The following is a 15,173-nucleotide window of genomic DNA, read 5'->3' as shown; positions in this document are numbered from 1 at the left end:
TTGCGTGCTTCCCTCTTGCAGGAGACGCCATCCTGGCTCGATTCTCGCTGTCCCGCTCCAACGCTCCTGCAAGAGGGAGGCACACAACGGGGCTACGGTGGGCGCAAGATCTGTGCAGCTGTTTGACAATACTTATGCTCACTTATAGCATTACAGCCCCGCCAATGGAGTAAGTCAATGCAGGCACAGGTGACAGGAGCACTGGAATACACCCCCCGGGTGCAGGAGATGACTGCGGCGGTCCGCAGCCGCCTGACCGACGTAATACCCGACGTGGAGTGGCCCGTGCACGCGCCGTACATCGCCCGCATCAACGAGCTGAAGAAGGAGCGCGACGCCGTAATCCTGGTGCACAACTACCAGACCCCGGAAATTTTTCACGGCGTTGCGGACTATTCGGGCGATTCGCTCGAACTGGCCCGCCTTGGCGCCAGCGCCGGCGCCGGCGTGATCCTGATGTGCGGCGTTCACTTCATGGCCGAGACATCAAAGATCCTGGCGCCCGAAAAAACCGTGCTGATTCCGGACCTGAAGGCCGGCTGTTCGCTGGCTGCTGCGATTACAGGCGAGGACGTGCGTCTGCTGAAGCAGAAATACCCCGGCGTTCCCGTAGTCACCTACGTCAATACCTCCGCGGAAGTGAAGGCGGAGTCGGACATCTGCTGCACTTCGGCGAATGCCGTGAAGATCGTCGAGTCGCTGGGCGTGGACCGCGTGATTTTCCTGCCTGACGGATACCTGGGACGCTATGTGGCCGGCAAGACGGACGTGGAGATTATTCTCTGGGAAGGGAGCTGCGAAGTGCACGAGCGGTTCACGGCGGACGAAATCCGTTCCTATCGCCAGTCGCACTCCGGCATACAGGTCATCGCCCATCCGGAATGCCCGCCCGACGTCCTTGACGAGGCCGATTTCGTCGGCTCCACTTCGGCGATGATCCGCTACGTGGGCGAAAACAAACCCAGCCGGGTCGTCATGGTGACCGAGTGCTCGATGAGCGACAACGTGGCCGTGGAACATCCCGACGTGCAGTTCGTGCGCCCGTGCAATCTCTGCCCGCACATGAAGCGCATAACCCTTCCGAAGATACTGCGCACGCTGGAAACACTCGAACCGCGGGTCGAGGTTCCGACGGAAATCGCGGACCGCGCGCGGCTTGCCGTGGAGCGCATGCTTCTGGTCTGATCGGCGGCAATCTGCCGTATCGCCCATATACAATGGGCATCCTTTTGTGGCCACAAGCAGGCTGACTTGCGATGCAAGCGCAATACAAGATTCTGATGGTCGACGACGAGTCGGACCTGGAGCAACTGGTCCGGCAGCGGATGCGGCGCGAGATTCGCTCCGGGCAGTACGCCTTTCTGTTCGCCGGAGACGGAGTCGAGGCGCTCGAAGCCCTGGGCGAACACAGCGACATCGACCTGGTGCTCTCCGACATCAACATGCCGCGCATGGATGGCCTGACGCTGTTGGAGAAGATCCCGGACGTCGATACCGATCTCCGCTCCGTGGTCATCTCGGCTTACGGGGACATGAAGAACATTCGCGCGGCGATGAACCGCGGCGCTTTTGATTTCGTCACCAAACCGATCGACTTCGACGACCTGAGAGTCACGATCGACCGCGGCCTGCGCCAGCTGGAGATGTGGCGCGAAGCGGAAGCCTCAAAGGACAAGCTGCTGACGCTGCAAAGCGAACTGGACGTCGCCAACAGCATGCAGCAGTCGATCCTGCCCAAGCAATTTCCGAAGAACGAGCAATACGAACTGTACGGCAGCATGGCGCCGGCCCGGAACGTGGGCGGCGATTTCTTCGACATCATCCGGCTGGAGCACGGGCGGCTGGGAATGGCCATCGCGGACGTGTCCGACAAGGGCATACCCGCGGCGCTGTTCATGATGTCCAGCCGCACACTGTTGAAGGGCGCGGCGCTCGGCGATGAAGACCCTGGCACCGTCGTTACCGTGGTTAACGATCAGCTCCAGGACGGCAACGAAGCCAACATGTTCGTGACGCTTTTCTATGCCGTGTACGATCCGGAAACCGGATTGGTTCGCTATGCCAACGGCGGACACAATCCGCCCCTGATCGTCCACAAGGACGGGTCCTCGACCATCCTGCCGCTTACCGGCGGAGTGGCGCTGGGGGTTGCCCCGCAGTTCGAATTCAGCACGGACCAGGTTCGGCTGGAACCGGGCGAGGCTCTCGTGATGTACACGGACGGCGTCTCCGAGGCGGAAGACCTGGACAACGAGGAATTCGGCATGGATCGCCTGCTGGAGGTTTTTGCGGGCGCCACGCTGGAGAGCGCCCGGGTAGCGAACGATGCCGTGTTCGCGGCCGTGCGGCAATTTGCCGGCGACCGCTCGCAGTCGGACGACATTACCTGCCTCGTGCTGCTGAGGTCCGATTCGTAGTCATGAGCGGCGAAATCCGCCTGAAGATTCATGCCAGCCACGGGCAACTGGAGCTGGTCGAGAAAGCCATCGACGAAATGGCCCAGCTGGAACAGTGGCCGGATGAACTGGTCTTCAAGGTCAAGCTTGTGGTGGAGGAACTGGGTCTGAACATCATCGACCACGGCTACGGCAACGATGAATCCCAGGAACTGGAATTCCGACTCCTGGCCGCGGATGACAGCGTAACCATCGAATTCATCGATGAAGCCAGCCCCTTCGATCCACTGACGGAAACGCCGGACCCGGATATCGATGCAGGCATCGAGGAACGTCGTATCGGCGGTCTGGGCGTGTACCTGGTGCGGGAGATGATGGACGAGGTCAAGTACGCCCGGGAGGGCAACCGCAACCGGCTGACGCTGGTTACCCGGCTCTAGCACCGTGTTACGGGGGGGCATGCGAGGGCTGGTTCTGATCGCCGGGCTGGCGGCTTTTTCGGGGATCTCGGCCGAGCCGGGCGTCGACCCGGAGCGCATTCTGTTCGGGCAGTCGGCGGCGCTCACCGGACCGGCCAGCGGGCTGGGTCAGGCGATGCGGGCCGGAATCGAGGCTGCTTTCCACGAGGCCAACCGGAACGGAGGCGTGCACGGCCGGCGGCTGGAACTGATCTCGCTTGACGACGGCTATGAGCCGGAAGCCGCGATCGAGAACATGCGCACGCTGATCAATGAGCGCCAGGTGTTCGCGCTCATCGGAGCGGTCGGCACCCCGACGGCGCGGTCGTCGGTGCCGGTTGCGGCGGCTGCCGGAGTGCCCTACATCGCACCTTTTACCGGCGCCCCCTTTCTGCGCGACGGGCAATGGCAGAACGTAATCAATCTGCGCGCCTCCTACTACCAGGAAACGGAGGCGATGATGGAGTTCCTGACCCGCCGGGGCCTGACGCGCGTGGCGGTCGCCTATCAGGACGATTCGTTCGGCCGCGCGGGGTTCCGCGGCGCCCAGTTGGCCATGGAGCGGCGAGGACTCAAGCCGGCGGCCACCGCGGTCTATCCGCGCAACACCATCGCGGTCAAGACGACCCTGCTCGACGTGATGGAGGGCGATCCGGAAGCGGTCATCATCGTGGGTGCTCCGGCGCCCGTGGCCGCCTTTCTGAACTGGGGCAGCAAGCTCGAGCTGGACATGGTTTTCATGACGACCTCCTTTGCAGGCGGCAACGCATTGATCCGTAACCTGAGCAGCGAAAGCCTGGGCTCCGCCGGGCTGCTCATGACGCAGGTGGTTCCACCCCTGATGGGCGAGGCGCTTCCGGTAGTCCAGGACTATCTTTCGGCGCTGAAGGAGACTTCTCCGGACGCCGAGCCCGGATTCGTTTCTCTCGAGGGCTACCTGGCCGGGCGCATGGCCGTCGTGGCTATGGAGCAATGCGGACCGGACCCGCGGCGCGACCGGGTGTTGCCGATGTTGCGCGATGCGGGCCGGATCGATCTTGGAGGATTTTCGCTTGAGTTCGGGGCGGAGGATTACCAGGGATCGGATGCGGTCTACCTGACCGTCGTGAGCCCGGCCGGTGAATACCTGCCGATGGATACCTCCGGGGCGCGATGATGAATTCCGGAGGGGACAACGGCAATGGCGCGTTCAAGTCACGTATTGCGCAGATTCTTGAGAAGCGGCACAAGATTTCGGTCCGCATGTACATGGGGATCAGCGCGGCGCTGTTGCTGTTTGTGCTCGCGAGCGTCAACAGCTGGTTCGCATTCAATACGGTTGCCGATGCCCAGCGGGGCGTGGTCGATCGCAGCCTTCCCCAGATCACCGGCGCCTTTGCAGTGGCCGAGCAAAGCAGGACGCTGGTGGCCGCGGCCCCGCGGCTTGCGGCGGCGGGAACCTTGGAGGAACTGGAGAACGTGCGGACCTCGGTGGCTTCGAACCGGGAGATTTTCGAATCGCGGATAGACGCGCTTGAAGCGCAGGCCAGCGACGATCCCGTCATTCAGCGAATGCGCGACCGGGCCGGCGCCCTGCTGGCCAATATCGAGCAGCTGGACCGGTCGGTGGAGGAGCGGTTTCTGATCGCCGATCAGGCCGGGCGGCTGCAGCAGGAAATTCCGGTACTGCACGAACGCCTGCAACGGCTGCTGGGACCCGCCATCGACGACCAGTATTTCTTCACCGTGACCGGCTACCGGGACCTGGATTCCGAGCCGGTGCCCAAAGAGCAGCACATCTCGGAGGGCGAGCTGGCCCGTTATCGGCGCCTGGCCGATCTCAAGGTAAACGTGGATAACGCCGTGCAATTGCTGGACCGGGCTTTCATTGTCGGCGATCCGCAATTGCTCGAACCGCTGCTTGAGAGTTTTGAATCGGCATCGGAGGCGATAACCAGAAACCTGGCGGCCCTGCGCGATCCGCCTGAGCCCGCGGAGTTGATGGCGGCTACCGAGCGCCTGCATGAACTGGGAAGCGGCGGGGAAGCGGCGTTTGCGTTGCGCCGGCGCGAACTCGACCTGGCCGCACAGGAAAGACGTTTGCTGGCGGACAACCGTACCCTGGAAATCGAGCTCGGCGCCGAGGCCGAAAGCATGGTGAGCGGCGCGCGCGACAGCGCCCGCGAATCGACCGACATCGCCAACGAGGCCATCGACACCGGCCAGGTCCTGTTGCTGAGCGTTACCGGAGTGGCGATTGTCGCCGCCCTGCTCATGGGCTCGCTGTTCATCGGCAGCCTGTTGCGCCGGCTGGAGGGGCTTTCGAGCCGTATGCGCCGAATGGCCGCGGGTGATCTCAAGACCAAGGTGGATGTGAGCGGACGCGACGAGGTCGCGGACATGGCCGCGGCGCTGGAGGTATTCCGCGAAGCCTCTCTCAAGGCCCAGAGACTGGACCTGGTCGAGCGCATGGCGCAGGAACTGCGCGACAAGAACGAAGAGCTGGAGCAGGTCCTCGAGGACCTGAAGCGGGCCCAGAACCAGATCGTCATGCGCGAAAAGCTGGCCGAGCTGGGAGAGTTGACAGCCGGCGTGGCGCACGAAATCCAGAACCCGCTGAATTTCGTCAAGAACTTCTCCGAGGTGTCGTCGGAACTGGTGGTGGAGCTAAAGGAAGTCTTCGAGGAAGGCGACGGGAGCCTTAGCGAGGACGACCGGGGCCTGATCGACGAGATCTGCGGCGACCTCGGTTCCAACCTGGAGCGGATCACCCATCATGGCCTGCGCGCCAACCGGATCGTGCGCGACATGCTCAAGATGGGACGCGGGTCCGGCGATTCCCAGCCAACCGACATCAATGCACTGCTGGAGGAACACGCGCGGCTTGCCTACCACAGCGCCCGCGCTTCCGACACCAACTTCAATCTCACCATCGAGGAAGATTACAGCCCCGAAATGAGGCAACTGAACGTGGTGCCGCAGGACCTGGGTCGCGTCTTCCTGAACATGGTGACCAATGCCTGCCACGCCACGCACGATCGCCGTGTCAAGGAAAACGCCGAGGGCGGCAACGGCGCCTACGAACCGTTTCTCAAACTGTCGACACGCCGGACGTCAGACAGCGTCGAGGTTGCGATTCACGACAACGGCGGCGGCATTCCGGACGACATTATCGGGAAGATCTTCAATCCGTTCTTCACGACCAAGCCGACCGACCAGGGCACCGGCCTGGGACTGGCGCTGTCGAACGACATCGTGCGTCAGCACGGAGGTGAAATCGCGGTCGATACCGAACCGGGAGAATCAACCCGGATGGTAGTACGGCTCCCGCTCTCGCTGGAGGTTGAAGACTCCTGACGGGGCCGCGCGGGCCTATCCCAGTTTTGCCAGTGCGTCGTCCTTGCTGTCGTGGATCTCGATGATCTTGTCGAAGCCGCTCATCTTGAATACTTCGCCTATGGAGCCCGACAGTGAGCACAACATGAACTTGGCCTTGCGTTGCCAGAGCGCCTTGGCGATCATGAGAACGGCCCGCAAACCCGCACTGCTTATGTAGTTCAGACCGCTCATATCGACCAGCACCGCCGTGTCGTCGCCGCTGATGGCGCCGGTCAGGGTCTGGTGAAAATCCTGGGCGTTAAAGCCGTCTATGCGCCCGGAGGGCGCGGCGATCAGGGTTCCGTTGTTGCGCTCAATTGGGATATCCATTCTTGCTCCTAAAGCAGGCCAATCAATCACTATCGGGCATAAGCACGAATTCGGGATACGCCTCTATGCCCAGTTCGGCAACATCCTGGCCCAGTTCCTCTACCGTCTCGGACACCCGAGCTCCCATGGCTTTCGCAATCAGCGTCCAAGTGACCCACGAAGTGCCGAAAACGAACACTCCGATGGCCACGACGCCGAGCAATTGTACTCCGAAGCTGTAGCCTCCGGCAATGCAGACCGCGAGCGTGCCCCATATGCCGGCGAACAGGTGGGCGGGAACGGCCCCGACCACGTCGTCGATACGCAAGCGCTCCAACAGCATTATTCCGGCGGTACAGATCACGCCCCCCACGGCGCCGATCAGGATGGCCAGCCCATGCGGCAGAATGTCAGGGCCAGCGGTAATCGAAACCAGGCCGGCGATGGCGCCGTTCAGTACCGCCAGCAGGTCCACCCGCTTGAGCAGCGGGCGCGATACGATCAGGGCGGCCAGCACCCCCCCGGCTGCGGCCAGGTTCGTATTGACCAGCACGATGCTCATGGCCACGGCGTTTTCCACGCCGCCCAGCGCCAGTTGCGAGCCGCCGTTGAATCCGAACCAGCCCAGCCAGAGTATGAAGACGCCCAGCGTGACTGCGGGCACGTTGGAAGGCGGAGTCGGCTTTACGCCCCCGGCGGCGCGGAACTTGCCGAGACGCGGGCCCACGACGATGGCGCCAGCCAGCGCGGCCCAGCCTCCCGTCGAGTGCACGATGGTCGAGCCGGCGAAATCGCTGAAGCCCATCTGACTCAGCCAGCCGCCGCCCCAGGTCCAGGCTCCCACCACGGGGTAGATGATTGCGGTCAGCACCGCGGTGAAAACGAAGAAGGACCAGAGTTTCACGCGTTCCGCCAGTGTGCCGGAAACGATCGACGCGGTAGTCGCGACGAAGACCATCTGGAAGAACCAGTCCGACATGACGGAATACTGGTTTGCCGCCGCCGCTTCCGCCGCCGCCGCAATTTCCGGCGCAGGGGCTTCCGCGCCCACGGCCTCAAGCAGCGCCAGTTCTTCTGCGGACGGTCCGTAGCCCAAACTCAGCGTTCCGATCACGCTGCCCACGTCCAGGTACATCAGGTTGTAGCCAACCAGGTAGAAGGTCAGCCCGGCAATGGAATAAAGGCCGATGTTCTTGAGGCAGATGACCGATGCGTTTTTGGTTCGCACCGAGCCGGCTTCAAGCATCGTGAAGCCGGCGCACATCCACATGATCAGCGCTCCCCAGACAAGGAACGCGAAGGTATTGAGGACAAAGTCAGTGTTCATGAATCAGAACTCCGCCGAAAGGCTGAGGACCACCCGCGCATCGCATGATCCGGCACAGTCGGGCGCGTCCGTATCGTGATACCTGAGATCGAGCGCAAGCGTGGAGAACGAATAGCTCAGCCCGAGGTTCCAGTCCAGGTAGTCCTCGCCGAAATCTTCCGTCACCTGCGAGAAGCCCACGTTCGCATCGACGCTCAGGGCGTCCGTCAGCCCGGTCGAGAGACCGCCGGTCATATACCAGCCGGTCCCCGTCTCGCCAAAATTGTCCGGCGTGTAATGCACGGCCCCGGACAGCGAAACCGCATTCAGGTCCAATCCAAGGCCGGCATAGGCTTCGATGAAGTCGTAGCCGGAATTGCTGTCGGCGCCTGGGTACGCGTAGTACAGCAAACCGACGTCATAACTCACGTCGTTCGCTTCCCAGGCGTAGCCGCCGTAAATGTCCACTTCGACAGAGGCGTCATCGCCCGGACCGAAATCGATATTGGATGCCCAGGTACCCACATACCAGCCGCTGGAATCCGCCCAGTCGAGTCCGCCCTGTATCGCCGGATCCTCGCCTGTTTGCGTGTAGCCGCGGAATACGTAGTCCGTCGTTACGGCGAGGTTCGCGGATATCGGGGACTCGTCCTGCGCGACGGCCGTGCCCGGGAAACCAATATATGCAACCAGAACAGTTGCGGAAAGAATTCGAGTACCTAGCGCCATGCCTTCCTTCTCCCCCCTTAGCGCCGAAGCGTGAATGATACCGCGAACTCAAATGAGTTCTCCGCGCGCATACTAACCGCCGATGTAATACATTTCCACTTTTCCGTCCGGTACCTCTCCGGCGCGGCCCGAACTGCGCAACTCGCTGTAGCGGTCCGCGCGCCTGGACCAGCGCCCCCGCATCAGGTCCAGCAACGCATCGTCGGTGGCGCCGTCGCGCATCGGGCCGCGCAGATCGAGCCCCTCGGAGGCGAACAGGCATGTAAAGAGCCGCCCGTCGGAGGACAGGCGGGCGCGGTTGCAGGAGCCGCAGAAAGGCTGGGAGACGGAAGTAATGAATCCGATTTCCCCCTGGCCGTCCACGAATTCGTAGCGCCGGGCGACTTCGCCATGGTAGTTGGCCTCCAGCGCCCGCAGGGGCCAGCGCCGATGAATCGTTTCCACGATTTCCGCGGCCGGCACGGTCTGCGTTTCGCTCCAGTTGTTGATCGTGCCTACGTCCATGTACTCGATGAACCGGAGGATCATTCCGGTCCCCCGGAAGAAATCGACCAGTTCGGGCACATGGCCGTCGTTCACGCCGCGCTGGATTACGGCGTTGATCTTTATCGGGTCCAATCCGGCCGCACGCGCCTCGGAAATTCCATCCAGTACGGCCTCGAGGCGTCCCCTGCCCCCGCTCATTCGCCGGAACAGCTCTTCGTCCACGGCATCCAGGCTGACCGTCACGCGGTCCAGCCCGGCGGCGGTGAGCGCCGCCGCCTGCTGAGCGAGCAGCACGCCGTTGGTGGTGAGCGCGATATCCTCGACGCCTTCGAGCCGCGAGAGGTCGCCGATCAGGTCGGCGAGGCCTGCGCGCAACAGCGGCTCCCCGCCGGTGATACGCAGCTTGCAGGCGCCCATTCGGGCGAACAGCCGGGTCAATCGCACAATTTCGGAGAAAGACAGGCGTTCGCGGCTGGAAAGAAAGCGGAAATTGCGATCGTAGATGTCTTCCGGCATGCAATAGGGGCAGCGGAAATTGCACCGGTCCATGACCGAAATACGGAGGTCCCGCAAGGGCCGTCCCAGCGTGTCGCGCACGCCCGAACGCAACTCGACGATGTCTGTATCGCTACCGGCTGGTTTCTGCATACGCTAATCTTAAGACATGCGCGTAGTCGCCATTTCCAGGCCCGGAGGCCCCGAAGTCCTGGCTGTCGAAGACCACCCGCGCCCGGCCCCGGGCCCAGGAGAAGTGCTCATCCGGGTGGCCGCTGCCGGCGTAAACCGGCCCGACTGCATGCAGCGCCAGGGCATCTATCCGCCGCCCGCCGGCGCGCCGGAATGGCCGGGGCTGGAAGTGGCGGGCCATGTCGACACGGTGGGCGAGGGGGTGGAAAGCCCGGCCGTGGGCGAGCCTGTCTGCGCATTGGTTTCGGGTGGAGGGTACGCCGAATATTGCGTGGCGCCGGCAGCCCTCTGCCTTCCGGTCCCGAGCGGCGTTTCCATGACGGAGGCCGCGGCCATTCCTGAAACGTGGTTTACCGTCTGGACCAATCTGGTGGACGCCGGAAGGTTGCGGGAAGGTGACACCGTTCTGGTGCACGGGGGAGCCAGTGGAATCGGAACCGCGGCCATCGGGATTGGCACGGCCCTCGGCGCGCGTGTATTCGTGACGGCCGGGAGCGAGGGAAAGGTGCGCTTCTGCCGGGACCTCGGCGCCTGGGGCGGTGCTTGCTATCGGACCGAAGACTGGCCCGCGGCGCTGAAAGCCGCAACCGGCGGCAAGGGCGTGGATATCGTGCTGTGCATGGTGGGCGCGCCCTACCTTCGCGACAATCTCCGCAGTCTCGGGCCCGGTGGTCGGTTGGTGCTCATTGCCGCCCTGGGCGGGCCGAAGACGGAGCTCGATATCCGGCGAGTGATGATATCGCGCTTGTGGATTACCGGCTCAACGCTGCGGCCGCGGTCGAACGAAGAGAAGGCCGAAATTGCCGGCGCGGTGCGGCAGCGCCTGTGGCCGCTGCTGAAATCAGGCGAACTCCGCCCCGTCGTGCAACGCTCATTTCCGCTGGAGCAGGCGGAAGCGGCGCACGCCATGATGGAGGCCAACCTCACCCGCGGCAAACTCGTCCTCACCATCCCGTAGCTTTCCCGCGAGGAGTGCCTGCGCCACTGCCTGCCGGGAGCGTCTGAGGCAGGGATGCCGAAGCCGAGCCCACAGGGATGTGCTTGCCGGCGTATCCCGGCAGGCAGTGGCGCAGGCACTCCTCGCTAGGCTCGGGGATGGTGGCGGCGGTGGAGGTCGCGGAGGCGCTTGCGCGCCACCTGCGTGTAGATTTGCGTCGTGGACAGGCTGCTGTGCCCCAGCAGCAATTGCACGACCCTCAGATCGGCGCCATGATCCAGCAGATGCGTGGCGAAGGCGTGCCGCAAGGTATGCGGCGTAAGACCTTCCGTGATGCCAGCGGCGGCGCCGTGCTTGCGCAGCCGCTGCCAGAAAGCCTGGCGGGTCATGGCCGCGCCCCTGCGGGTGGGGAAAAGCGCGTCGCTCACCCTCTCCCCGAGGATTTCTCGACGGGCGCCATCCAGGAATTTCCGCACCCAATCGGCCGCCTCGTCACCCAGCGGGACCATTCTCTCTTTCGACCCCTTGCCTTCGACCCGGAGTACCCCGTTGGCCAGGTTCATTTGAGACACGGTCAGACCGATCAGTTCGCTGACCCGCAGCCCGGTCGCGTACAGCACCTCCAGCATGCACCGGTCGCGCACTCCCAGCGGGTCCGACAACGAGGGCGCGGCCAGCAGGTCCTCCACTTCGCTCTCCGTCAGGGAGTGCGGCAGCGGGCGTCCCACGCGCGGGGCGGCGATCTGCGCCGAAGGATCGCGATCGATCAGGCCTTCCCGCGCCAGGTAGCCATAGAATCGCCGCGCGGTGGAAAGTTGGCGCGAAAGCGTGCGGGCATTGACGCCTTCCGCGGTCCGTTCGCCGATGAAGGTCAGCAGGTCCGGCTTGCCGGCGTCCGTCAGTTCCTTGCCGCGCCTGCCCAGCCACCGTTCCAGCAGCCGGAGGTCGGAACCGTACGCGGCAAGCGTGTTGCGGGCGAGCCCCTGTTCCGACCACATCGCGTCAAGAAAGCGATCAAGAAGTTCGGGGCTGGCCATAGAATTCCAATTATGACGCGGCTTCGGAAAATCCCTTACACGCTCTGGGGTTGGACCGTGTTCTGGACGATCGCGCTCACCACGTCCCTGGTGATCGTGGTTCTACCGGGAGTGGAACGATGCAGCAGGTTGGCCCGCAAGGCTTCGGGGGTCATATTCCGACTTGGCGGCGCATGGCCCCGGGTGCAGGGACTCGAGAACCTGCCGGCGGAGCCTTGTGTGGTTGCCGCCAATCATGAGAGTTTCGCCGACGGAATCCTGCTATGCGCCCTGTTGCCTCCCGGCTTCCGGCTGGTCATCAAGCGCGAGATGCGCTCGGTGCCGCTCGCCGGCCGAATGCTCAGCCGTATCGGCGCCGTGTTCGTGGAGCGGGAGGAGGGAAAGGAGCGCATCGCCGACGTGCGGACCGTGCTCAGGGCCGCCCGCTCTGGACAATCGCTGGCGATTTTCCCGGAGGGAACCTTTCGTCCGGAACCCGGGCTGCTGCCCTTCCGGCCAGGGGCGTTTGCCGCCGCCGCCGCCGGAGGACTGCCGGTCGTTCCCGTGGCCATTCGCGGTTGCCGTCGCCTGCTGCCGTCGGGTTCCTGGCTGTTCACGCCCTCCAGAATCGAGGTGCGTTTTCTGGATCCGATCAGCGTAACGGGGACCGGGTCCCGTTCCCAACAGGCCGAGCAACTCGCGCAGGAATGCCGGAAGGCCATGAAGGCCGCGCTGGCGCGGGATTGACGCTAGGAAGAAGTGTCTCCGGTACGGTCCCGGACGTAGCCGATCCAGGCGTTGGCGTTGCGGCGGATATTGTCGGACCCGTCACGTTTTGCGCTTTCGAACGCCTCGATGGCCTCATCAAAGCGCCGCAGTTCCGCCAGTGCAACGCCCTGCAGTATCCATACCTCGCCGGGGTTCTCCAGCCCGCCTTTCTCCAGCGCACGCGCGCAGGAGTTCACCACGCCGTCCCAGTCGCCGGTCTCGTTCAGAAGCATGGCCTTGCGGTGGAAGAACTCGCCGTCGTCCGCGAGTTCGGCGATTTTGTCGATGGCGTCCACGGCGCGGTCCATTTCGCGCGCCATGGTCCATGAGTTCAGCAGCAGGCGAAGGTTGTCGAAGTTCTCTACGACATAACCCCGCTCCATTGCCTGGCTCAGGATTTCACCGGCCCGGGCCGGATTTTCGAGAAAGAGGTTCAGCCGCGTAAGGCTCAGAATGTCGGATTCCGCTTCCAGCATGCCGCGATGCCAGGGAATGGTCAGCGCGGAGAGTGCGCCTTCGTCGTTGTTGACTTCCATATACAGGCCGGACAGCACCTGGTAAAAGCGTAGTTTGTCCGGCCAGATTCCGATGTTTTCTTTCAACAGTTCGATGGCTTCGGGAACCTGACGCAATTCAACGTGGATGGCCAGTTGCAGGTTTCGCCAACTCTCATTGGGCGCTTCGGCCAATTCATTGGCGCGAATCACGTAGGGCAAGGCGTCCTGCATCATTTCCTGCTGGGCGAAATTGGCGCCCATCAGTATGTAGGCTTCAGACCGCGGTTCCGCTTCGTAACGGAACCAGCGCAGCAGGGTGCTGTTGGATTGCTCGAAGCGTTCCTGACCCGAATAGTAGCCCGCTACCGAGTACACGATGCCCTGTTGCACCATTGTCGGCAGGGCGTCCAGTTCGAGGCACTTCTCGAACGCGTCGAAGGCATCGCCTTCCCTTTCCAACTGAGAGTAGACGAAGCCATAGGTCTGATAGAGCTGGGCCGCCTCATAGTCGCTGAGCCGGTCGGTCCGGATGCGGTCCATCAGGTCCAGCGCTTCGGTCAGATTGTCCTCGTCCAGCAGTTCATGCGTGCGGGAAAGCCGCCGGTAGAAGCTCTCGCTCATGGACGCTGGCGGCTCCTCCCGTTCTTCCGCCACGCGGTCAGACCGTAGCGGGTGCCACTGCGGAAGGTTGCCGAGGTCGGTCTGTGCGGCCGCCAGCGGCGCCAGCACCAGCAATGCCAACGGCGCAAGGCGTCTGCCCATTCAGGTGCTGTCCAGCTGGAAAACGATGCTCGTCGTGGCCCACCGCTCCACGGCGACGCCATCCACTATTCGCGGCTTGAATTTCCAGCGCCGCACGGCCCGCACCGCGTTGCGCACGAACAGGCGGCCCGGGGCGGCCTCGATGACCCTGACGTCCAGCACGCTGCCGTCGGGGCCGATCAGCACCTCACACCTGACGTAGCCCTCGGTGCCGTCCATCAGGGCCTCGCGGGGCCACTGCGGGTCGATGCGCACGATCGGCACAGCTTCGCCCTCGGCTGCCGGGTCGCCCGGGTCCCACCTGCCGATGAAGGGGCCGCCGCCGGCAGCTCCCGAGACATCGATCCTGGGGAGATCGAGGCGCATGGGATTCTTCTGCGGCTTCTCCTCGCTGGACACCCTCAGCTTCGGCGGCGGTGGCGGATCCTTGGGCGGTGGCGGCTTCTTGGGTCTGACCCGCTTCTTGGTCTGGACGATCTCGTCCTCCTGTACGCGTATCAGGTCCACGATCTGTCCGGCCGTGGCGGCGCCCTGCTGGCCCCGCCCCCCGGTAATCAGGGTGTTCATGAACAGAAAGAGCACCAGCGCAACGAATACGCCGCCGCCGATCGACCCGACCATACGCCATCTTGTCCGGTTCATCGCTATTCCTCGCCTTCCGCCGCCAATGCAATGCTGGTCACGCCGGCAACCCGGACCTGGTCCATCAGGTCGATCACCATGCCGGTGGACGCGGATTGATCTGCCACGATGATAACGCTGCTTTCCGGGTTTTCCGCGCGCGCCGCCTCGACCATCTGGCGGACCCCCGTCAATTCCACGCGATTCTTGTTCATCCAGATATGATCGTCGCGCGAAACCGCGATCATGATGTTGCCCCGCTCCTTGGTGGCCGCCGTCTGCGCGAAGGGACGGGAAGGACTGATGCCCGGCTCCTTCACGAACGAAGTGGTCACGATGAAGAAGATCAGCATGATGAACACGATGTCGAGCATCGGCGTGATGTTGATCTCGCCCTCTTCTTCCGGTTTTCGTCTTCGTATCTGCGGCATCGCGCCCTGCTCCTAGTTTGATGCGGCAGCCAGCGAAACCTTCGCGGCGCCCGCTACCCGCGCCTGGTCCACGACCGTCACGATGAAGCCCGAATCCGCGTTCCTGTCCGCAATCACGACCACCGTGGCGTCCGGCTTGCCGGCCAGCCCCGAAACGATGTTGGCGCGGATCGCGCCCACGTGCACAAGACGGTCCTCGACGAACACCTGTCCGCTGGCGTCTATCCGGACGGGGATCACCTCGGAACGTTTCTGCTCCTGGACCGGCGCGTTCGACGGCCGGTCGAGGTCCACGCCCAGCTCTTTCACGAAGGAGGTGGTGACGATGAAGAAGATCAGCATGATGAACACGATGTCCAGCATCGGCGTGATGTTGATCTCGGCCTCTTCCTGCGACCGCTTGCGGTGCTTGC

At 63.5% G+C, this 15,173-nt stretch carries 16 protein-coding genes; 7 read left to right on the top strand and 9 right to left on the bottom strand.

Annotation, left to right across the window (positions count from 1 at the left end; translation table 11 throughout):
• The first annotated feature begins 177 nt into the window (after positions 1-177).
• The 5 genes from nadA to F4036_01605 all read left to right on the top strand — a co-directional run bounded on the left by nadA (position 178) and on the right by F4036_01605 (position 6,190).
• The gene (nadA, locus tag F4036_01625) at positions 178-1,185 is read left to right on the top strand and encodes a quinolinate synthase NadA (protein MYK36442.1); all 1,008 of its coding nucleotides are present in this window, start codon (positions 178-180) and stop codon (positions 1,183-1,185) included.
• 71 nt (positions 1,186-1,256) lie between these two features.
• A complete protein-coding gene (locus F4036_01620; protein MYK36441.1) occupies positions 1,257-2,417 on the top strand; it encodes a SpoIIE family protein phosphatase in 1,161 nt (386 codons plus the stop codon).
• Positions 2,418-2,419: 2 nt separating this feature from the next.
• Entirely contained in the window at positions 2,420-2,836 is a 417-nt protein-coding gene (locus F4036_01615) for an ATP-binding protein (GenBank protein ID MYK36440.1), read from the top strand.
• A gap of 19 nt (positions 2,837-2,855) precedes the next feature.
• Complete coding sequence (locus tag F4036_01610) at positions 2,856-4,010, top strand: ABC transporter substrate-binding protein (GenBank protein ID MYK36439.1); 1,155 nt, start codon at positions 2,856-2,858, stop codon at positions 4,008-4,010.
• Entirely contained in the window at positions 4,007-6,190 is a 2,184-nt protein-coding gene (locus tag F4036_01605) for a HAMP domain-containing protein (GenBank protein MYK36438.1), read from the top strand. Before F4036_01610 ends, F4036_01605 begins: the two co-directional genes overlap by 4 nt.
• 15 nt (positions 6,191-6,205) lie before the next feature.
• Here F4036_01605 and F4036_01600 read toward each other — a convergent pair whose 3' ends face one another.
• The 4 genes from F4036_01600 to moaA form a co-directional block, all read right to left on the bottom strand.
• Positions 6,206-6,541 (bottom strand): STAS domain-containing protein, encoded by a 336-nt coding sequence (locus F4036_01600; GenBank protein MYK36437.1) that lies wholly within the window; start codon positions 6,539-6,541, stop codon positions 6,206-6,208.
• Between the two features lie 22 nt (positions 6,542-6,563).
• Positions 6,564-7,847, bottom strand: coding sequence for an ammonium transporter (locus F4036_01595; protein ID MYK36436.1), 1,284 nt, complete (start codon positions 7,845-7,847; stop codon positions 6,564-6,566).
• Positions 7,848-7,850: 3 nt separating this feature from the next.
• On the bottom strand, positions 7,851-8,555 hold the full coding sequence (locus F4036_01590) for a hypothetical protein (GenBank protein MYK36435.1): 705 nt from the start codon (positions 8,553-8,555) through the stop codon (positions 7,851-7,853).
• Between the two features lie 72 nt (positions 8,556-8,627).
• Positions 8,628-9,689, bottom strand: coding sequence for a GTP 3',8-cyclase MoaA (moaA, locus tag F4036_01585; protein ID MYK36434.1), 1,062 nt, complete (start codon positions 9,687-9,689; stop codon positions 8,628-8,630).
• Between the two features lie 16 nt (positions 9,690-9,705).
• Here moaA and F4036_01580 point away from each other — a divergent pair, with 16 nt between their 5' ends.
• Complete coding sequence (locus tag F4036_01580) at positions 9,706-10,686, top strand: NAD(P)H-quinone oxidoreductase (protein ID MYK36433.1); 981 nt, start codon at positions 9,706-9,708, stop codon at positions 10,684-10,686.
• Between the two features lie 125 nt (positions 10,687-10,811).
• Here the strand turns inward: F4036_01580 and xerD are convergent, their stop codons facing one another.
• Entirely contained in the window at positions 10,812-11,702 is an 891-nt protein-coding gene (xerD, locus tag F4036_01575; protein ID MYK36432.1) for a site-specific tyrosine recombinase XerD, read from the bottom strand.
• 12 nt (positions 11,703-11,714) lie between these two features.
• Here xerD and F4036_01570 point away from each other — a divergent pair, with 12 nt between their 5' ends.
• Positions 11,715-12,428 carry a 1-acyl-sn-glycerol-3-phosphate acyltransferase gene (locus F4036_01570; protein MYK36431.1) on the top strand — a complete coding sequence of 238 codons (714 nt, stop codon included), beginning with the start codon at positions 11,715-11,717 and terminating at the stop codon, positions 12,426-12,428.
• Positions 12,429-12,430: 2 nt separating this feature from the next.
• Here the strand turns inward: F4036_01570 and F4036_01565 are convergent, their stop codons facing one another.
• The 4 genes from F4036_01565 to F4036_01550 all read right to left on the bottom strand — a co-directional run.
• On the bottom strand, positions 12,431-13,708 hold the full coding sequence (locus F4036_01565; GenBank protein ID MYK36430.1) for a hypothetical protein: 1,278 nt from the start codon (positions 13,706-13,708) through the stop codon (positions 12,431-12,433).
• Positions 13,709-14,350, bottom strand: a complete 642-nt coding sequence (locus tag F4036_01560) for an energy transducer TonB (GenBank protein ID MYK36429.1) — start codon at positions 14,348-14,350, stop codon at positions 13,709-13,711.
• A gap of 2 nt (positions 14,351-14,352) precedes the next feature.
• Entirely contained in the window at positions 14,353-14,760 is a 408-nt protein-coding gene (locus F4036_01555) for a biopolymer transporter ExbD (protein MYK36428.1), read from the bottom strand.
• Positions 14,761-14,772: 12 nt separating this feature from the next.
• Positions 14,773-15,173: biopolymer transporter ExbD (locus tag F4036_01550; protein MYK36427.1), on the bottom strand; the 401-nt coding region annotated here is incomplete at its 5' end.

This window comes from Gammaproteobacteria bacterium (genome assembly GCA_009845905.1).
Taxonomy (GTDB): domain Bacteria; phylum Pseudomonadota; class Gammaproteobacteria; order Steroidobacterales; family Foliamicaceae; genus Foliamicus.
The sequence above is the reverse complement of the archived record's forward strand: the minus strand, read 5'-3'. Positions and strand labels throughout refer to the sequence as shown.